The organism is Ruegeria sp. AP7, assembly GCF_056539905.1.
In genome coordinates this window covers 403,535-422,433 of sequence record NZ_JBQFVT010000001.1, presented here as the reverse complement: position 1 = coordinate 422,433, position 18,899 = coordinate 403,535, and the positions used below count along the sequence as shown (strand labels likewise).

Below are 18,899 nucleotides of genomic sequence, written 5' to 3'. Positions count from 1 at the left end.
TTGCATGCACAGTAATTATGGCGCAAATACTGTTTCACAGCTTTCTCGCGACAATGTACCGGCTCGGCAATAACCCGGCTTGATCCGCTGTCTCGACGATATCGAAGCCCGCAAGTTCAATGGCGTGCTGTAGTTCAGCTACGGATACAAAATTTACGAACGGAGCTTTCCCGAGCACCTGCATAATCGGGATCGCTATTCGGCTGATTATGCCATATTTGAACCCTCCACTCTCTGGAGCGCAAACGGTCTTGGAAATGAATACCCCACCGGGTTTTGTAAGGGTTGCAATGTGTTCGAGTGCATGGCCCATATCGGGTACAAGGTGCAGTAGATTATGTGCGAGGACAGCGTCGTAAGAACCGTCGTTAGGATCGTGCTGCAGAACCTCGGCCACTTTGAACGTTACATTCTCCAGCTCTTCTTCAGCGAGTTTCTCGTTGGCGATTTCGATCATCCCCGGTGCGAGATCGGAGGCAGTGACTTGAGCCACATGTGGTGCCAGTAGCAACGCGGTTGACCCCGTCCCACACCCGATTTCCAGCACGCTGTCTTCGGCTTTCAGGTAGGACTTTGTACGTTTGAGCGTGTTCAGATACCCTTCCATATTTCGGATAGGATCAGCCGCATATTTGCGCGAAATCTTGCTCCAAAATGCGGCATCTTTGGACAATGCAGCCATATCGTTTTTCTTTTCCTTTGGTGTCACCGCAGCCAATATCTTAAAACGCCGATTTATTAAATTGCCAGATATTGCAGAACTGTTATGCATTAATGCATGAATTGGAAGGCTATCAATTTCGATTGGAACAAGGCTCGGTCCTTTCTTGCAACGGCAGAAGAAGGCTCGTTTTCCGCCGCGGCGCGCGTGCTTGAGCAGACCCAGCCAACCGTCGGTCGTCAGGTCGCCGCGCTGGAACAGGCGCTTGGCGTCACCTTGTTTGAAAGGGTTGGGAAGTCACTTAATCTGACAACAGCCGGTGCTGAGCTTTTGGTGCATGTCAGTGAAATGGCAAATGTCGCGAACAGAATTTCTCTGACCGCAACAAGCCAGTCACAAGCAGTTGAAGGGCAAGTCAGGATCACTGCTTCCGACGTGATGTCAGCCTATCAGCTACCGCCTATTCTCAAACAGATCAGGCTCGCGGCACCGCGGCTTGAGATCGACGTTGTCGCAGCAAATGACATACGAGACATACAGCGGCGCGAGGCAGATATCGCAATTCGGCATGTGCGCCCGACACAGCCGGACCTAATTGCAAAGCTCGTGGCAGAAGCGACGGCACATTTTTACGCTGCCCCTTCATACCTCGAACAGGTTGGGCGACCACGAAATGAAGACGAACTTGCTAAGCTGGATTTCGTCGGCTTTGGTGATGTTGACACGATGATTGGATTTCTCAATCCGGCTGACATCGAAGTAACCCGCAAGAATTTTCGGATTGGATCGCAGAGCGGGATAGTGTCATGGGAGCTTGTGCGCCAAGGCTTCGGCATTGGTGTTATGTCAGACGATGTGGTGGCCCTTACACCCGGTGTGGAGCGTGTTCTGCCCGAACGCGAGCCATTCAAATTTCCTATCTGGTTGGCCACACACTCTGAGTTACAAACAGCGCGAAGGATTAGGTTGGTTTTTGATCAGCTTGCAGACCATCTCGGCTCGCGGACAAATTATTGAACGTGAGTTGGTCGGGTGTCGTGAACTAGAGTCTGCTTCGGGCTCGCTTCAGACGTCCGGGAGAATTCATTCAACGTCTGCTACGCGGACTTAGCAAACCTCCGAACTCAGTCGAAGGGTGCTGTCAGACGAATTCGAACTCGTCTCTGGTAGGCCAGTGAAGCTGTCCTTTATCCCGCGCCAAGTTCGCGCCACTCGGCAAGAGCAGCGGTGCGCGTCAGCTTGAAGGTGTCTCGGCTGGTGAGAGATCTTTCTTGGTTGAAATGGTTATAGACAGAGGAATGGACGGCGGCGAATTTCTGCAAACTTCGCATACGCCGGAAACGTTGCATAGCGCGCTCTCTTCGTCGGAGTGGCAGGTGTGAGTTCTCAACGCGGATGTTCAGCCACCTGCCCGTCGCTTGTTTGTCCAGCGCACCCAATTCTCTGAGCGCTGCTTTGCAGGACGCGAAGCGATCTGTGACGACTTCTTCAGCTTTGCCGTGCCGTTTCATCAATTTCCTAAGGAATTTCAGTGCTGCAGCCTTATTTCGGCGCTTCGTGACAACCGCTTCCAGCAGTTCGCCTTCATAATCGACAGCCCGCCAAAGATAGTGCCGCTTGCCATTTACCTTCACGAAAACCTCGTCGACGTGCCACTTGCATTTCGACAATGCACGAAGTTGCTGGACCCGTTTGCGTCTAATCTCAGAAGCAAACATTGGGCCGAACCTGTTCCACCAGTAGCGGACGGTTTCGTGGCTGACATCGATCCCGCGCTCGTGCAGCAGATCTTCGACATCCCGAAGCGAGAGCGGAAATCGGATGTACAGCATCACCGCCAGGCGGATGATCTCGGGGCTGGTTTTGAAGTACTTAAGAGAGGCAGGATTGGTCATGGGCAAAAGCTACGAAAGCCCCCTGCCCCACTCACGCAAAGTTCTTCTAACAAGATCCTCACTAGAGTGCGGTGTTTTTTTACCGGTCACAATCTGCAGCACACACAGAAAGTCGATCCGACCGCTCCGAAAGTAGAAGCAAATGCTACCCACGGTACTCAGAATATGCTTTTGGCGTCGAGAACTCGACGTGCCGTTGGAGCATATTGAAGCATCGGCTTGCGGCGCCTCCAACCGCAAAGCTCACAACGACGCTTTTACCGAGGACAAAAAAATAAATGGACAACTTACTGCAGGATGCAGACGAAAAGCTCACTTTTGACCAGTATGCCGTGTCAGACTTTTGGGTAGGCGAAGTCGATGAGAACGGTCAGCCCGTGCTGTCAACGTCCGTAGAAACCATTCTGGACGTACCCTACGAGCTTGAGTTTAACCTTGCGGCCAATCTTGCGGCGGATGTCCAAAGTGTCACCGTTGAGGTCTTCTTCGGCGGCGAAAACATTGGGAGCTTTCTCCACGAAGGCGGCGTTTTCGAAAGCTATACTTTCGATCTCATCGGAACAGGTGACATTTCGGAACTGGAATTCCGCATCACAGACGTGAACGCAGGCTCGGAAGGGTCAATTGATACCTCCGGCGTCGTGCCGTCTTATGAGCGAGCGGTGAGTTTTCTCGGCGAGGAAGTCACGGTCGACGCCTTCGCACCCGGCCAAAACCATATCTATCAGGTCCTTAATGGGCAGTTGGTCAAGTTCGATCTGGAATCCAACAGTTACACCGAAACCGAGACACCCGCTGCGGTCAACGTCAATGCTATCGGCTATTCAAACGAGACTGATCTGATCTACGGAATAGCCCGTTCCGACGGCACCGACGCTTTGGGGAACGCAATATCGCGAAATGATGTCATTGCCATGGACGCAACCGGAGCGACATATGCTGTATCGCCTGGTGTTATGGGATCATACATTGGTGACGTGGATGATCACGGAAATCTTTGGACTTTCAGTGGTAATCTGGGCATCGCTGTCGTCTACGATCTCTCAGAAACCAACCCGGATGGATCTCTGGTCAGTCAAACACTGAACCTGCCATCACTTGGAGTTTCCACCAAGGGTCTTGCCGACCTCGCATACTTGCCGTCGTCTCAGACCTTCTTTGGCGTCTCCCACGGCGGCTCGAGCGGACAACCCGGTACCATGGTTTCGATCGATATCTCGCAAGTAAGCCTCGGCGGGGAACCTGTCGTCACGACCCAACAAATTGTCGGCACAATCGTTGACGGTGAAGTCAAATCTGGCATCCCATCAAGCGCCTTCGGTGCAACAATAGTCGATGGCGACGGCAAGGTTTACATCGGCGCAAATAACGCAGATCACGACTTGGATGCGTCAACGCCCAACCAAGGTGGGTTTTACAAAATTACTACCGGCGATGATGGCGCGCTTTATATGGAACTGCTCGCTGAAGCGCCCAGGGTGTCGAGCAATGACGGGGCGCTCGATACGCGCGGTGTCGATCCCTTTCTCGGGATCGATACATCTTCGACCGTCTTGTTGCGTTCACCAGTGCTCTCTGTCGCTGTGGCAGAAGACGATCATGTAAAACTCGCAGCGAAAGGTGATCAGGTTTCTATTGATCTTCTGGCAAACGATGCTGTCAGCGAGGGGGAAAGTCTGACGCTGATCCATTTGAATGGAGTGGAAGTTGCGGATGGCGCCACCTTCACACTCGCCAATGGAGAGATCGTCACATACCTAGGCACTGGTATGGTTTCTGTCACGCCTGGAAGCGACCCGAGTGATGTCACGGCCGAGTTGACCTACACGATCCGCAACGAAAGTGGCGTCACCGATACTGCAACGCTGACAATTGAAACGTCTCCGGTGCAAGGCACCGCCCAAGACAATCATATGGTTGGGTATTCTGACGCAGATGGTACGCATATCGACGGACCGGATGGACTGAACGACGTGATCCTCGGTTACGGCGGGAAAGACAAAATCTACGCAGGACTTGGGGATGATGACATTTACGGTGGTGCCGGCAACGACTTTATCAGGGCGCAGGCTGGCAATGATGTCATCTATGGCGAGGCGGATAATGACATTCTCGACGGTGGGACCGGCGACGACAGGATGTTTGGCGGCACTGGGAATGACACTTACTTCGTTGACACCATTGGAGACATTGTCTCCGAAGAAGACGGAAGTGGCAGCGACACGGTAAAGTCCAAAGTTGATTTCACCTTGGGAGACGGCCTGGAAAACCTTTGGCTCTTGAAAGGCTCGGTGGCGGATGTCGGTATTGGCAACGAACTTCGCAATATGATCGTTGGCAACCAGAATGATGATCTGATCGACGGTAAAGGCGGCAACGATAACCTGATTGGCGGCGATGGAGACGACGTCATCTATGGCGGCGACGGGCACGACAAGCTGCACGGAAATGATGGAGCAGACGAGCTTTGGGGAGGAACCGGAAACGACAAACTGCATGGCGGTACGGGCAATGATGTCGCTTATGGCGGAGATGGCGACGACACATTGTGCCCCGGTGACGGCGACGACATCATGTTCGGTGGTGCCGGGCGGGACCTGCTTTCGGGCAACGCGGGCGCGGATTTTGCTTACGGTGGCTTGGGGGACGATACCTACAAGGTGTCAGACACGCTGGATACGATTATCGAATATGCTGGTGAAGGGCATGACATGGTGCACGCCACGGCTGATTTTTCACTCTCAGAGCATGTTGAGGATTTGTTGTTTTTTGGAGAGGGCGGATTTGTCGGTAGTGGTAATTCGGGTGATAACCTGCTGGTCGGGAACACCGGAGATAATGTTCTGTCCGGGAATGCTGGTAGCGATCACATAAACGGGATGCTGGGTGACGATAACCTGTCTGGCGGCGAAGGCGCCGACAAGCTTCTGGGGGATGCCGGTAACGACCTCATTTATGGGGGAGCCGGTGCCGACACGCTAAGCGGCGGTACAGGCACCGATGTACTCAATGGCGGCCTCGGAGATGACTTCATGTGCGGTGACGCTGGCGCGGATACATTCGAATTCGCGTCTGGTGATGGTCATGATGAGATCAAATCCTTCGATACGACAGAAGATACTCTGCGGTTTCTTGCTGTTGATCCAACCGATCTTGTCTGGGTCGAAGATGATCGCGGCATTTCAATCGAATACGGGAGTGACGCGTCCGTACTGTTGTGTGGACTCGATCTCGGACAAGCAAACGAAGTTGAACTTATGTTCCTGTGAGCCAAGAGTAGCTACGGCATGACTGATGGAACAGTTAAAAGAGCGGCTGTCCGGCCGCTTTTTTAACTGCTTATTTTAACTGCTTATGCGTTTCTTAAGTGCAAGCGCAGCTCCGGAGCAGTCTTCGACCATATGTCCTTCAAATCGTCAGCATTGCACGGATCACATTCTACGCCTTCGGCCAGGTCATTTTCGATTTCCGCGAGCATGGCGCGCAGCACTTCCGCCCCCAATAGCGCTGCTGAACCCGCAGTGTGATGAACAGTCTCTCTCAGGCTGTCCGACCTCTCGCCGGCTTCGAGGCGCGCGCGGATACCGGAAATCGTCTCGTCTGCCTCTTGCAAGAAGCTCCCGATGAGGTTGTTGGCCTTTTCCGCGCCCAATGCCTCAGAAAAATCTCGCAGATGGTCGTGGTTAACCATGGCGTCAAAAGTGGAACCATCATCGTTTTCTGACTGATACTCGATGGGCTCACCTGTTTTGGAATACCGGGCCAGCATCTCGCGCAAACGCCGCTGTGTTATTGGTTTGACCAATATGTCATCAAGGCCTGCTGCTAGAAAACGGTCCTTTTCTGACGGAACCGCATTTGCCGTCAAAGCTACGATTGGCAAATGCATGCCCGCAGTTTCGTTTGCCCGAATTTCCCGGGTTGCTTCGATCCCATCCATCACGGGCATTGAAATGTCCATGAAGACGAGGTCATAAGAGTTGCTTTTCGCGAATTTCACCCCTTGTTGACCATCGAACGCTTCGTCTACGGAATGCCCGTCTTGCACGAGTAAGTCGTGCACCACGACCCGGTTGATCCGGTTGTCCTCGACAACCAGAATTTTCATGGGCGGCGAGCGGACGTCTGAGATCCTTCGCGTTTTCTCGCTACCCGAGTCTAGATCCGCAGAGGTATGTCCAGCTGCTTTAGGCAAAGGCAGACGAACCCAGAAACTGCTTCCGTATCCGCTTGTACTTTCCAGTCCAATCTCACCATCCATCGCCAGAACCAACCGTCTGACGATGGCAAGGCCAAGGCCCGTTCCACCAACCGCTCTGGAAAACGACGGGTCGAGAGTGACAAAGTCTTCGAAGATCCACTCTCGCGCGTCAGCCGGGATCCCAATACCCGTGTCCGTGACGCGGAACTCAACGCGTTCGCCTTCATTTAGGCGTTTTGCTTCCGCTGCAATAGAGCCGTTACGAGTGAATTTGACCGCGTTACCGATCAGGTTGAGCAGGATTTGCCGAATGCGTGTCGGATCGCCCACAGCATAATCTTCACCCTGCATTTCGACCATCTTCGAGAGGGTATTGCCACGATGCTCGGCGACGCCGCGTTGACTTTCCACGAGCTCCCGCACCAGAGCAGGTACCGAAAACACAGTCTGTTCAATCTCGATTTTTCCCGCCTCGGCGCGAGAAATTTCGAGCACATTGTCGACGTGATGTAAGAGAAGCTTTCCCGACGCACGAATAATGTCGAGATACTCGCGGTTCCTGGGTTTTTGTTCTTCCGGCTTCAGAAGCTCAAGCGTGCCGAGCATACCGTTCAAAGGAGTGCGCATCTCGTGGCTCATGACAGCGATCAGATCGGCTTTTGCCTTTTCACCAGCAACAGCGTTGTCCCGCGCTTCTATGAGCTCCTTCTCGGCTGCTACGCTTTTGGATATGTCGCGCAGGAAAGACACGAATATCTCGCCGTCGTCGGAATCAGCCGTTTCGATGGACAGTTCCACTGGGAACACTTCTCCGTTTTTCCTCCTCGCTTCGAGCTGAACGCGACCCTTTCCAATGACGTGTTTCTCGCGGGTATTCCGATAACGCTCCATACCCGCCTCGTGAGCTTCTTTGAGATGATCCGGAACAATCAGGTCCTCCATTTTTTGTCCCAACGCCTCTTCGCGGGCATATCCAAAGATCTCTTCGGCAGCACCGTTGAAATCGATCACAAGCCCAGCGGTATTCATGGCAACTACAGCGTCGAGAGAAGATGAAACCATAGCCCCCAGGCGCGATCGGATCTGGCTCTGTTCCGCAGCGCGTAGCTGCGCGCGGTGAAAAAACAACATGAGCAGAATGGCCGTAACCGCAAGTATCGCAAAGAGAACGAAAGTGAGCAGCGACACCCGGCTCAGAGTGTTGGCAATACTGGTACGCTGTGAATCCGCCTCCCGAGACAATACACTGACTCCGGTCAGGTTGATTTCGCGTATGTCATTGCGAATATCGGCCGTTCGCCTTTGAAGTTCGGGCAGTGTGCGACGAAGTGAGGAATCGTCGCCATCAATGAGCGGCGCAGTTTCATCGAGATAGGAATTGAGCCTTGCCAGTGCATCCATGACCTCCGCGCTTTCACGCACAGATTGCAAAGATTGACTGGCCGAAAGCATGCGTGTTCGGCTGTAAAATATGTCGAAGCGGGTACGTACTGCCGATAAAGAAGCGTCCGGGTCGGCGGCGGCGTCGGCGAGTGCCGTCATTAGAGTCAGCAACTCAACGTCAGACTGCGCGAGCGTCCACTGTGTGCTGTCTGAATTCGCTGAAGCCAACGCATCAATCTGCCCATAAACGTCCCGGTTCAGCTGAACGAGCACTACAATCAACCCAAAGAAAAACAACAAACCTGCGGTCGCAAACGCGACCCGCAGGCCACCTTCGCGAATTATACGCGTTATTGCGACTCGCAACTTTTTTGATTGTTCGCTCAGGGCAGTACCTCAATGCGATCCAGTTGCCAGATGCTGCGGGAAAAAATCACTTCGGTCCGATACTTTGGCGAGCTGTCATAAGGGTACACGATCCACAAAGGACCTTTGTCTCGCAAAGTCATCAATTCACCATTCCGAAGGAATGCCACAATGGGTCCGCCTTCTACCGCATCCTCTGTTGGAATATCCACCGCATAGTCATTAACAGCTGATGCTCTGAATTGCGAGCCATTCACCCCCAGTACAGACAAAAGATCCGAAAGTTCGACACCGGTGAAGGTTTGAACTCCTTCTGTCCACATGGTTTCTGTTTCAAACGTAACTGTGCCAATGGCCTCGAGCATTGCCCTATCAAACTCTGCGGTTTCGCCTGCGTTGGTATTTGAAATTGCACCGCTGACGGTAAGGACAACATCGCTCTTTGCCGGTTCAAGGGCTCCCGCTTCTGTTGCATTCAGACTTACCAGACAAAAAAGCAATCCAAAGACCGCATTTCTGATGCTCTTCGTAATTCCTGACATTTGATATCTCCGCCGAGAGTGCGGGAGTTTCTGGCACGAAAAACTATTTTCGTCATCTGCCCATACGCATTGGTTTATATACTTTCGGATATGTCGGTGCTGCCGATGCTCCAATTTGTCCATGCCGATGGGTGTTGAGTAGTAATCCGTGGAGATGTTATCCCGTGCAAGCTTATTAAATTGATTTGCTGTAGTGCACGCCATTGAAGAGAGCGGCGCCGTCATGCAGATGCGCGGATCTCAAACTCAGGAAGGCGAGATATGAAAATACTTTTGGCCGATGACCACGACCTTGTGCGCGAAGCGATCGCGGCATTTCTCGTCAATGAAGGTGAAGCCGACGTTGTTGTGACCGGTTCTCTTCCTGAGGCAATCAATGAAGTGAAGCAAAAAGGTCCGTTCGATCTTGTACTACTTGACTACAATATGCCGGGCATGAACGGCCTCGACGGCTTGCGAAAGATGATTTCGATCAGTGATGAACGGCCCGTCGCTCTGCTGTCCGGGACAACCACGCGCGCCCTCGCCGAGGAAGCAATATCCGAAGGCGCCGCAGGTTTTGTACCTAAAACGCTCGGGTCAAAATCAATGATCAGCGCTGCGCGTTTCATGGCGGCCGGTGAGATTTACGCCCCATTCAATCTGATGCAGAAACGGGAAGAACAGACATCAGACTTGCTCTCAAAACGAGAGCTCGACGTGCTTCAGGGCATTTGTCGCGGCCAAGCGAACAAGGAAATAGCTCGGGATTTCAATATTCACGAAGCCACAGTGAAGTTGCACGCCAAAACGCTGTGCCGCAAACTTGGGGCCCGAAACAGAACTCATGCTGCAATGATCGCTAGAGATCGCAACCTCTTATAACCGAGAGAACCGCACACAGAAGCAAACCGGTGAAATTCCCGCCGGTTTTTTTGTGGCAGCCGCTGATCTATCCGATCGAATAGGTGCACCTGTCCAACTGGAGTTCGTCTCAGCCCGATGCGCAGCGGACAAGAAGGTAAAGCCCGCGTATCACGTCCTCAGTTGAATGAGGAATGACATGATTACGCTTTTGAACGCTGCACCAGACACCGGGAACCAGGGTGTTAGTGCATTATGCCACTCCGTAGTTGCCGGATTATCAAGCCGCGGAGTGAAAGAGATTACCGTTGCGGATCATGGGCGCGGTTTACGTCGTGCGGACTGGGGCTACACCGCTGTCAATCTTGTAGGTCTGACGCACAACAGGCGGTTCTGGCGGGGTGATAACCTGCGCACAGCGCATGCCATGACGCGCTTTGGCGGTATGATCAGTGCTCCGGCGCGCTCGATCGCGCGGTCGCATGCCGTGCTCGACATTTCGGGCGGAGACAGCTTCACTGACATTTACGGACTTAAGCGGTTCCAGGCGATGGCTTTGACCAAACAAATGGCGCTAAACGCTGGTGTGCCGCTTATCCTGTTGCCGCAAAAACTCGGGCCGTTCCGCAACCCAGAGCTAGCTGCGGAAGCTGTAAGCATTCTGCGCGGCGCTGCAGCCGTTTGGGTGAGAGATGCGCAAAGCTTCGAATTCCTTCAAGAGCATCTCGGGTCCGATTTTAACCCCAAACGCCACCGTCTTGCCGTTGATGTTGCTGTTACACTTCCGCAGAAGAAGCCGCAGATGTTGTCCGATGAAGTTCAAAGCCTGCTTGCGCCGACGCTGAAATCGGATTTTCCTCTCGCAGGGCTTAATGTATCAGGGTTGCTTTGCAACGATGCACCTGAAGCGCGCTTGACTTTTGATCTCGCAGAATCGCACGAAAAACAGATTGAAGCATTGGCACGGTCGCTCTTGAAGGGCGATCCGAATTTGCGGCTTCTCTTGATACCGCATGTGCATAAGCCGGAGACCGAAACTGAAAGCGATCTGGCAGCATGCCGCCGTTTGCTAAGGCGATTGGGACCGGTCGCACACAAGCGCGTGTACATTCTTGAGCAGCATTTGGACGCAATGGAACTCAAGTGGGTCCTAGCCAAGCTGGATTGGTTCGCAGGCGCGCGGATGCATGCGACCATCGGGGCCTTCTCGTCTGGCGTGCCGACTCTGGGCCTGGGGTACACGGACAAAGCTCAGGGCGTATTCGACGAATGCGGCATTGGCGAAGACGTGGCAGACCTGCGCCGCTTAGATGCACGCGCGTTGGGCGCGCGGGCAGCCGCTTCGTACTTGTCGTCAAAGCGCAGAAAATCTTACCTGAGATCACGCCTCGATGGCATTCGCGCCCGCGCCAATCGCGAAATGGACATGATAGCGCGGCAGGTCGAGGCCTGAGCTCGTGCGCTTGATTGCGATATCTGGCCGCTCTCTTGCGTGGGCCGTTCCTGTGCTGGCGGAAGCGGCTGCGTTGGGCCGTTCTATTGCTATTGCATGGGTGATTGGACCCGACGAGCTGGGGCGCGCTATGATACTGGCCTTGACTGTTCGGCTTGTCGAAATGGCAACCGATTTGGGTATCGAACGTCTGATGGTTCAGGCGCCCGACGGCAATGCAGCGCGATTTCAGTCAGAACTTCAGGGAGCTGCGATCCTGCGAGGCGTGATTTGTGCGACAATCCTACTGGGATTTGCGCCTTTGCTGGCAGCGGTGTTCTCAGATGGCCCGAGCGCGGCGACCTACGGGTTTTTGGCGATCATACCTTTGATCCGCGGTTTCGGGCATCTCGATTATCGCCGGTTGGAAAGACAATTTCGCTACATGAAAATGAGCATCGTAGAGGGCGGTGCAACGATTACGATGGCCATATGCGTGGTGCCGTTCGCTTGGCTTTTTACCGATCACCGCGCGATGGGTGTCATTCTTGTAGCGCACGCAGTCTCCTACACAACCTTATCGCATCTGGTTGCAGATCGAAAATACAAAACAGCACTTTCGCTGGCAACGTTGCGGCGCAGCTGGACGTTCGGAGCGCCATTACTGCTGAATGCCGGCCTTTTGTTTCTGACGTTTTACGCCGACCGGTTTGTCGTCGCTCAGGCATATGGGTGGTCCTCACTGGCGCTTTACGGCGTGGCTTTGCAACTGGCATTGCTTCCTGCTCAGATCGTTGGCCGGGCGGCGGCGTCTCTCGTTTTGCCTGAGTTGCGTTTGGCTCTTGCCAACAATGACCTCGAGAAGGTCTGGTCACGTTGTCTCAACACTCACGTTGTTTTGGCCAGCGTGATGGTGGTTGGTTTTGCCACGCTCGCTCCCACCGTGATTTCACTCGTCTACGGAGACGCGTTTCAGCCTGAAGCTGCATTGGCCACAGCTCTCGCCATTGCCGCAGGTTTCAGAATCCTAAGAACACCTTTTTCGCAGTTTGCAGTCGCAACTGGGCGCACAGGCGACCCAGCGCGTGCAAATCTCATTCGCGCGCTCGCCCTGATGCCCGCAGCAGCCTTTGCTGTGGCAGGGCTGCCTTTAGCCGCCATAGCGGCCGCAGCAGCCATAGGGGAAGCCGGCGCTACTTTCCGCGCGTTTCAACTTTCATCGACAGTTTTCGTTTGTAACGATAAGAAAGGCGCTTTCGCATGACCAAAGACCCTATTACCTCGATCGTTGCTTGCAACCTTTGCACCGGGTGTGGCGCCTGTGCTGGCAGCTTTCCCGACTTTATAAAGATGGTGGACGATCCCGAGAACGGTCGCCGCCCCGTTGTTAAGCAAACCCGAGCGGGCCACGAGGCTTCCAGAGCAGCAGTGGCAACCTGCGCCGGAGCCTCTACGGACTGGACAGAACTTCCAATTCGCGACGGAATTGACACCGCGTGGGGTCCGGTTCTAAGCGCATGGGAAGGATGGGCGAGTGACCCGGAAACGCGATATCGCGGGTCATCCGGCGGTGCAGTGACAGCGCTATCCGAATTTGCTCTGTCAAACGGGTTTGCTTCCGGAGTTGCGCATGTGGCCGCACGTCGCGGCGACCCGCGCCTGAATGAAACTGTGATCAGTAGGGACGCGGAAGGGCTACGTCGCGCACCGGGTTCGCGCTATGCTCAGGCAAGTCCTGCCGAGGCAATCAACGAGATATCTGCGGGCACTGAGCCTGTGGTGTTCGTCGGCAAGCCTTGTGATGTGGCATCCATTCACAAAACCGCTGCCGCGGATGCGTCGCTTGCCGCACGCATACCCCTGACCATTGCGATTTTTTGTGCAGGTGCTCCTACTCTCGCCGCAACCAACGCCTTGCTCGATCGCCTAGGCGTTCCGAAAGAAGCACGTCTGACGGAACTCAGGTACCGCGGAAAAGGTTGGCCAGGTCTGATGCAAGCGGTCTGGCAAGACAATTCCGGTAAGGAACAGACCAGCGAAGGCATCTCTTATGCCGAAGGCTGGGGAAACATCCTGCAATCGAGCCGTCGGTGGCGCTGCCGCGTATGCGCCGATCACACGGGCGCTTTTGCAGACATTTCAGTGGGCGACCCGTGGCACGCCCCGCCCGAAGGAGACTGTGACGCAGGGCGGTCACTCATTGTCGCGCGCACCGCGCGCGGTCGCGCTTTCATCGAAGCGGCTATGGAAGCCGGCTTTCTCGTCGTTGAAACGCGGTCACGTGATGTGATCGCGCAAGCCCAACCGAACCTCAGCGCCACAAATGGCGCGGTCTGGGGGCGTCGCATCGCCATGCGCGTCCTTGGCCTGTCCCCTCCAGAGGATCGGGGCCAGAGACTGTTCCGCCTCTGGCTGGGCTTGCCGAATAAACAAAAAATGCAATCGGTATTTGGGACGTGGAAAAGGGTCCTGCGCGACAGACTGTGGCGCGATGTAGCCATTACGGAGCTGGTGCAATGACACTCGAAGACGCGTTAACCTCGGATCGCAGCCGGAACCTTGACCTCCTGCGGTTAGTGTTGGCGTCAGGGGTAATAGTCAGCCATGCTTGGCCACTTTCGCTCGGACCTGGCACAGTTGAACCGCTGGAACATCTCACGGGACAGTCGCTTGGAGGTTGGGCCATTGGCGTTTTCTTCTTCATTTCTGGGCTACTGATAACGGCCAGTGCTCAACGAAAAACGCCTACCCACTTTTGGACCGCACGCGCGCGACGCATCGTGCCCGGCCTGGGTGCCGCACTTTTTGTCACGCTCGCTCTCGCTTTCGCCAGTGGTTCCACTGCCGGGGTTCAAGAGTCGGCATTGTGGTTTTTCCGCGCGCTGACACTCGTCTCCATAGAACATCGTTTGACCGAAGCGTTCGCGACAAATCCATACCCCGAAGTCGTCAACGGACCGCTGTGGAGCCTTTTCTATGAAGTACTCGCCTATGGCATCTGCGCGGCTTTCGTCTGGGTGGGCGGTGCTCGAAATGCGAAAACTGTTTGGGCATTACTGACGCTGGCTGTCGCGATCTGCTTTGTGAAAGAAGATTTGCCTGGACGCGCGGCAACATTTGCACCGCTCTTCGCATCCTTTGCTCTGGGTATGGCGGTTTATGTATGGCGCAACCGGATCGGTTTGCGTCTGCTGACGATCGTTTTTCTCCTCGCGTTGGCGTCGATTGTGCCCGGAGCACTAGGTCTTAGCTTGGTTGGCTTTGCACTCGTAATGTTTGCTATGCGTGGGCCAGTTGTGATGCTCAGAAACGATGTATCCTATGGCATGTACATCTATGGGTGGCCAATTGCGCAGACACTCGTCGCCATTCTGCCGGGGATAGCACCGGTGCCTCTGGCCGTTCTGAGCCTTTTAGCAACGTATCCTGTCGCGCTGATGAGCTGGCAGTTCGTAGAACGGCCCGGACTCGCCAATCGTCGGGCGGTGGCTTGAGCAATGGCGACGACGCGCGCGCACTCCTACGCCATTTTTGGCGTCCCCGCAGCGGTTGCTATATTCTTTCTCGCGATGATGTTGCCAACAGCCGTGTCGTTGAACCTTGGTGGATTAAGGTTCTCCGCGTATCGAGTCGTATTGATCGTCATGATTGTCCCAATGCTGGTCCAATTGCTGTCTGGTCAGAAGGGCCGCGTACACATCTTTGATGTGCTTCTCTTTGCCCATTGCGGATGGGCGTTGCTGGCACTCATCAAGTGGGGCGGTGTCGATCAGGGCATTGAATCCGGTGGCATATACATCGTTGAATGTGCCGGCGCATACCTGCTCGGTCGTCTCTACATCAGATCTTGCGATGACTTTACAGCAATGGCGCATGCTTACGTGGGCATGGTGCTCGCTACATTGATTTTCACAGTTCCAGAAGCACTGACCGGCGTTCACATTCTGCACGACGGTATTTCCGGCGCCGTTGGGGGACCCAAAGCACCCTTTATCGAACCGCGCATGGGGCTCGAACGCACTTTTGGTCCCTTCGATCACCCGATCCTTTACGGTGTATTCTGCGCCTCATCCTTCTCGCTTGCGTATTTTGTTCTCGCAAAAAGAAAACTTATGAACTTTGGCGGCATGGCGAAGGTCGCTGGTGTGGTGCTGGCTACTTTCATGTCGGCTTCGGGGGGGCCTTACGTTGTATTGATGATGCAAGGTTTTGTGGCCGGGTGGGAGCGCGTCCTGGGCACCGTGCAGGGCCGTTGGGCGGCGCTTTTTTCACTGCTTGCGATGGCTTACGTAGCCATCGATCTCTTCTCAACGAAAACACCTTTCCATGTCTTCGTAAATTACTTCACGTTTTCAAAGCAGTCCGCCTACAACCGGATTTTGATTTTCGAGTTTGGCTCGGCAGAAGTCGCTCGACACCCGATCTTCGGGATCGGACTGGGGGAATGGGAAAGACCGCTCTGGATGTCGGACAGTATGGATAATTTCTGGCTGGCCACCGCGGTGCGTTATGGATTGCCGGCGTTGTTGCTCTTGCTCGCTCTCCTTCTCGGGCTTGTCTGGACTGTTGGTCAGAGGAAAAACCTCCCCCCCGACTGGAGACGCGCGCGTCACGCCTGGGCCTTTACACTTTTCGGTATCACCGTCGCAGCGGCTACGGTTCACCTCTGGAATGCTCTATTCGTACTCTTTTTCTTTCTGCTCGGTGCCGGAGCCTGGCTGCTTGACGCAGCGCCTGAACGAAAACGCAGTTTCCACGTCCCACTAAAGCCTCAAGCCAATTTGCACCCGGCAAGGCTATTTTGACACTCATTTGACAGGACAAACGCCATGGATCTTTCGATCGTAATTGTGAATTGGAACACCGAAAACCTGCTCCGCGATTGCCTGCAGTCGGTGTATTCAGGTCTCAGCTCTTTAAACACAGAAGTGTTGGTCGTCGACAATGCTTCTTCGGATGGGTCTTGCAACATGGTTCGGGCTGAGTTCCCGGCGGTCCGGTTATTCGAAAGCGGCGAAAATCTGGGCTTTGCAGGCGGGAACAACGTGGCGCTCAAGCAGGCTTTAGGGCGCTACATCATGCTTTTGAACACCGATACGATTGTTCATGGGACGGTGCTGCGGGACGCAGTCACCTGGCTTGACGCCCATCCCAAAGTCGGCGTCATGGGACCTCGTCTGTTGAACACCGACGGATCCGTTCAGCACTCTTGCAGTGCCTTTCCAAGCCTAGGTCATCTAGCAATGCAAACCATGGGCCTCACGCGCTTTTCGAAGTGGGACGCATATCGCATGATCGGATGGGACAGAACGACCGAACGTAATGTCGACGTGATCTCGGGGGCTGCGATGTTCGTCCGAACTGCGGCGATGCGACAAGTCGGATTGTTGGATGAAGCGTTTTTCTTTTATGGGGAGGAGACCGACTGGTGCCGGCGTTTCGCACAAGCGGAGTGGGAATTGGTTTTTGCGCCGATCCCGGAGGTCACGCACTTCGGAAACGGCTCAGCAGGCAAGTTGAATCATCGGCGCGATGTACTGATGACAGAGGGTACGACGAGACTACATCTGAAACACGGCGGGCTGCTCGCCGCGCTCAGCTGTTTTGCCATCCTTGCCGCTCACAACACATCCCGAGCCATTTTTTGGTCAGTACTCGGTTTGTTGCACCGTCCCGGAGCAAAGGCGCGAGCGCAACATTTTGGTAAAGTGACCCTGGACATGCCAAAGGCATGGCCGTCGAAACACAGGGCGGCGAAAGCATGAAGGCTCTGTTGATCGCACCCAACATTGACGCAACGGATGTGGGCGAAGCCTATGTGGCATTCAAATGGGCGAACGCGTTGGCTGACCTGGTGGATCTGACCGTTCTGTCCTTCCAGCGGCCCGGCCGCGGTTGCTTGTCGAAACAATTGCCCAGTGCCCGCGTTGTGACGTGGCTCGAGCCGGCGTGGGCACGAAGAAACGAACGCCTGAATGCTATGCTAAAGCCAGCATGGCCGGTCTTTGCAGGTCATGTTCGGCGGTGGGTCAAAGCCGCAGACAAACGCGGCGAAATCTTCGATATTGCGCACCAGCTGATGCCACAGGCGGCGCGCTACGCATCGCCACTTCGCCATTTCGATACGCCCTATATCATCGGACCACTGGGCGGAGCACTGGATACGCCTGATGAATTTCGTGAAGAGGCAGGCAATGCACCGCTGTTTACGCGCCTGCGCGCTTTGGACCAGTATCGTTTCCGGAACGACCCATGGCTGCGCAATTCCTATTCTGAAGCTGCATGTGTTCTCGGGGTCGCCCCTTATGTGCGCGACATACTGGATGATGTGCAGTTGCGCAGGTTTGAGCCGGTCCTTGAATTGGGGATCGACGAGGTGGAACCTCGGCGGGGACGTGCGACTGACGTCGGCCAGCTAAAGGTGCTGCACGTCGGGCGCGGTGTGCGCACCAAGGGCCTCAGGGACACGGTGCGCGCGATGGCACAGCTGCGTGATCTGCCGGGTGTAACACTGACCAGCGCCGGTACCGGAGAAGAAATTGAAACGTGCCGCATGGAGGCTGAGCGGCTGGGTGTCGGTAACCGCGTTACCTTCCTCGGCAGAATCCCGCGCGAGCACGTCGAGGGGCTCTACGCGTCTCATGACACCTTTTGTTTCCCGTCGTTTCGGGAACCTGCAGGTGGCGTGCTTTATGAAGCAATGCGCCATGGCCTTCCGATTATCACGGCAGATCGCGGTGGCCCTGCATGGATTATCGACGAAGCATCCGGGGTCAAAGTACCGGTTGCTGAACCTGCGGATTTTGCCGATCAAATCGCGGTGACGCTCAGAAAATTTGCCAACGATCCGGTACTGCGGCTTCGCCTTGGCGAGGGCGCGAGGGCAAAAGTCGAACGAGAAGGACTGTGGCCCGTCAAGGCGGCACATCTGGTGTCTCTCTACGAGGATATCGTCCTGACCAAAGGTCTGCGCCAACGCTACCAAAGGATAGTGTGACTACTACCAAGTTGCGCGCCGACACGACTTTTACGTATTAACATCAGTGACTTAATTCAAGCTATCCATCTGCAGGAAGTCAAACGAAGCAGATGGAGATCAAAAAATGCTTGGATCAGATAACAGACGGCCCGTTGTACTCGCGGTTTCTTCCGGTGGTGGTCACTGGGTCCAGATGCGGCGTTTGGCGCCAGCGTTCTCCGGAGCAGAGGTGCACTACGCGACAACCGACGCATCTGCTGCAGAGCAGATCGGCAAGTCGCAGTTGCACGTGTATCCGGACGCGAACAAAGACACACCGTTCCGTCTCTTCCTGTGCGTTATGCAGATGGCGTGGATTGTGCTCCGACTACGTCCACAGGTTGTTGTGTCTACAGGCGCGGCAGGAGGCTTTCTGGCCATCAAGCTGGCACGCCTGATTGGCGCCCGCACGATGTTCATCGACTCAATTGCCAATGCCCGGGAACTCTCAGTCTCCGCCCGTCTGTCCCTGGGCGTTGCTGACCGTGTGCTTTCTCAATGGCCAGATGTCGCCGCTCTGACCAACGCCGAGTATCGCGGCGCAGTCATCTGACAACC

15 protein-coding genes are annotated in these 18,899 nt (G+C 54.8%); 11 read left to right on the top strand and 4 right to left on the bottom strand.

Features of this window, described 5'->3' with window-relative positions; translation table 11 throughout:
- Window positions 1-34 precede the first annotated feature (34 nt).
- The gene (locus ACR0KN_RS02020; protein WP_480457119.1) at window positions 35-682 is read right to left on the bottom strand and encodes a class I SAM-dependent methyltransferase; all 648 of its coding nucleotides are present in this window, start codon (window positions 680-682) and stop codon (window positions 35-37) included.
- Window positions 683-778: 96 nt separating this feature from the next.
- Here ACR0KN_RS02020 and ACR0KN_RS02015 point away from each other — a divergent pair, with 96 nt between their 5' ends.
- Entirely contained in the window at window positions 779-1,678 is a 900-nt protein-coding gene (locus ACR0KN_RS02015; protein ID WP_480651013.1) for a LysR family transcriptional regulator, read from the top strand.
- Window positions 1,679-1,848: 170 nt separating this feature from the next.
- Here ACR0KN_RS02015 and ACR0KN_RS02010 read toward each other — a convergent pair whose 3' ends face one another.
- Window positions 1,849-2,556: an IS6 family transposase gene (locus tag ACR0KN_RS02010; RefSeq protein ID WP_480651011.1), complete on the bottom strand. Its 708-nt coding sequence runs from the start codon at window positions 2,554-2,556 to the stop codon at window positions 1,849-1,851.
- A gap of 278 nt (window positions 2,557-2,834) precedes the next feature.
- Between ACR0KN_RS02010 and ACR0KN_RS02005 the strand changes: the two genes are divergently transcribed.
- On the top strand, window positions 2,835-5,825 hold the full coding sequence (locus ACR0KN_RS02005; RefSeq protein ID WP_480651009.1) for a calcium-binding protein: 2,991 nt from the start codon (window positions 2,835-2,837) through the stop codon (window positions 5,823-5,825).
- An 83-nt stretch (window positions 5,826-5,908) separates the two neighbouring features.
- Here ACR0KN_RS02005 and ACR0KN_RS02000 read toward each other — a convergent pair whose 3' ends face one another.
- Both ACR0KN_RS02000 and ACR0KN_RS01995 read right to left on the bottom strand, forming a co-directional pair.
- Entirely contained in the window at window positions 5,909-8,506 is a 2,598-nt protein-coding gene (locus tag ACR0KN_RS02000) for a hybrid sensor histidine kinase/response regulator (protein ID WP_480651007.1), read from the bottom strand.
- Window positions 8,507-8,523: 17 nt separating this feature from the next.
- The gene (locus ACR0KN_RS01995; protein ID WP_480651005.1) at window positions 8,524-9,048 is read right to left on the bottom strand and encodes a putative pterin-binding protein; all 525 of its coding nucleotides are present in this window, start codon (window positions 9,046-9,048) and stop codon (window positions 8,524-8,526) included.
- A 261-nt stretch (window positions 9,049-9,309) separates the two neighbouring features.
- Between ACR0KN_RS01995 and ACR0KN_RS01990 the strand changes: the two genes are divergently transcribed.
- The 9 genes from ACR0KN_RS01990 to ACR0KN_RS01950 all read left to right on the top strand — a co-directional run bounded on the left by ACR0KN_RS01990 (window position 9,310) and on the right by ACR0KN_RS01950 (window position 18,894).
- Entirely contained in the window at window positions 9,310-9,912 is a 603-nt protein-coding gene (locus tag ACR0KN_RS01990; protein ID WP_480651003.1) for a response regulator, read from the top strand.
- A gap of 178 nt (window positions 9,913-10,090) precedes the next feature.
- Window positions 10,091-11,344 (top strand): polysaccharide pyruvyl transferase family protein, encoded by a 1,254-nt coding sequence (locus ACR0KN_RS01985; protein WP_480651001.1) that lies wholly within the window; start codon window positions 10,091-10,093, stop codon window positions 11,342-11,344.
- Window positions 11,345-11,348: 4 nt separating this feature from the next.
- Window positions 11,349-12,587: an oligosaccharide flippase family protein gene (locus ACR0KN_RS01980; RefSeq protein WP_480650999.1), complete on the top strand. Its 1,239-nt coding sequence runs from the start codon at window positions 11,349-11,351 to the stop codon at window positions 12,585-12,587.
- Window positions 12,584-13,843, top strand: a complete 1,260-nt coding sequence (locus ACR0KN_RS01975; RefSeq protein ID WP_480650997.1) for a Coenzyme F420 hydrogenase/dehydrogenase, beta subunit C-terminal domain — start codon at window positions 12,584-12,586, stop codon at window positions 13,841-13,843. The genes ACR0KN_RS01980 and ACR0KN_RS01975 overlap by 4 nt, the downstream gene beginning before the upstream one ends.
- The gene (locus ACR0KN_RS01970) at window positions 13,840-14,817 is read left to right on the top strand and encodes an acyltransferase family protein (protein WP_480650995.1); all 978 of its coding nucleotides are present in this window, start codon (window positions 13,840-13,842) and stop codon (window positions 14,815-14,817) included. Before ACR0KN_RS01975 ends, ACR0KN_RS01970 begins: the two co-directional genes overlap by 4 nt.
- Before the next feature lie 3 nt (window positions 14,818-14,820).
- On the top strand, window positions 14,821-16,128 hold the full coding sequence (locus tag ACR0KN_RS01965) for a hypothetical protein (RefSeq protein WP_480650993.1): 1,308 nt from the start codon (window positions 14,821-14,823) through the stop codon (window positions 16,126-16,128).
- A gap of 24 nt (window positions 16,129-16,152) precedes the next feature.
- A complete protein-coding gene (locus ACR0KN_RS01960) occupies window positions 16,153-17,088 on the top strand; it encodes a glycosyltransferase family 2 protein (RefSeq protein ID WP_480650991.1) in 936 nt (311 codons plus the stop codon).
- The gene (locus ACR0KN_RS01955; RefSeq protein WP_480650989.1) at window positions 17,055-18,320 is read left to right on the top strand and encodes a glycosyltransferase family 4 protein; all 1,266 of its coding nucleotides are present in this window, start codon (window positions 17,055-17,057) and stop codon (window positions 18,318-18,320) included. Before ACR0KN_RS01960 ends, ACR0KN_RS01955 begins: the two co-directional genes overlap by 34 nt.
- 106 nt (window positions 18,321-18,426) lie before the next feature.
- Window positions 18,427-18,894 (top strand): UDP-N-acetylglucosamine--LPS N-acetylglucosamine transferase, encoded by a 468-nt coding sequence (locus tag ACR0KN_RS01950; RefSeq protein WP_480650987.1) that lies wholly within the window; start codon window positions 18,427-18,429, stop codon window positions 18,892-18,894.
- The last annotated feature ends 5 nt before the right edge of the window (window positions 18,895-18,899 follow it).

Excerpts from the sequence above, each read along its gene's own strand:
- ACR0KN_RS02020 (WP_480457119.1), bottom strand. The coding sequence starts at position 682 with ATGGCTGCATTGTCCAAAGATGCCGCATTTTGGAGCAAGATTTCGCGC.
- ACR0KN_RS02015 (WP_480651013.1), top strand. The coding sequence starts at position 779 with ATGAATTGGAAGGCTATCAATTTCGATTGGAACAAGGCTCGGTCCTTT.
- ACR0KN_RS02010 (WP_480651011.1), bottom strand. The coding sequence starts at position 2,556 with ATGACCAATCCTGCCTCTCTTAAGTACTTCAAAACCAGCCCCGAGATC.
- ACR0KN_RS02005 (WP_480651009.1), top strand. The coding sequence starts at position 2,835 with ATGGACAACTTACTGCAGGATGCAGACGAAAAGCTCACTTTTGACCAG.
- ACR0KN_RS01995 (WP_480651005.1), bottom strand. The coding sequence starts at position 9,048 with ATGTCAGGAATTACGAAGAGCATCAGAAATGCGGTCTTTGGATTGCTT.
- ACR0KN_RS01990 (WP_480651003.1), top strand. The coding sequence starts at position 9,310 with ATGAAAATACTTTTGGCCGATGACCACGACCTTGTGCGCGAAGCGATC.
- ACR0KN_RS01985 (WP_480651001.1), top strand. The coding sequence starts at position 10,091 with ATGATTACGCTTTTGAACGCTGCACCAGACACCGGGAACCAGGGTGTT.
- ACR0KN_RS01975 (WP_480650997.1), top strand. The coding sequence starts at position 12,584 with ATGACCAAAGACCCTATTACCTCGATCGTTGCTTGCAACCTTTGCACC.
- ACR0KN_RS01970 (WP_480650995.1), top strand. The coding sequence starts at position 13,840 with ATGACACTCGAAGACGCGTTAACCTCGGATCGCAGCCGGAACCTTGAC.
- ACR0KN_RS01965 (WP_480650993.1), top strand. The coding sequence starts at position 14,821 with ATGGCGACGACGCGCGCGCACTCCTACGCCATTTTTGGCGTCCCCGCA.
- ACR0KN_RS01960 (WP_480650991.1), top strand. The coding sequence starts at position 16,153 with ATGGATCTTTCGATCGTAATTGTGAATTGGAACACCGAAAACCTGCTC.
- ACR0KN_RS01955 (WP_480650989.1), top strand. The coding sequence starts at position 17,055 with ATGGCCGTCGAAACACAGGGCGGCGAAAGCATGAAGGCTCTGTTGATC.
- ACR0KN_RS01950 (WP_480650987.1), top strand. The coding sequence starts at position 18,427 with ATGCTTGGATCAGATAACAGACGGCCCGTTGTACTCGCGGTTTCTTCC.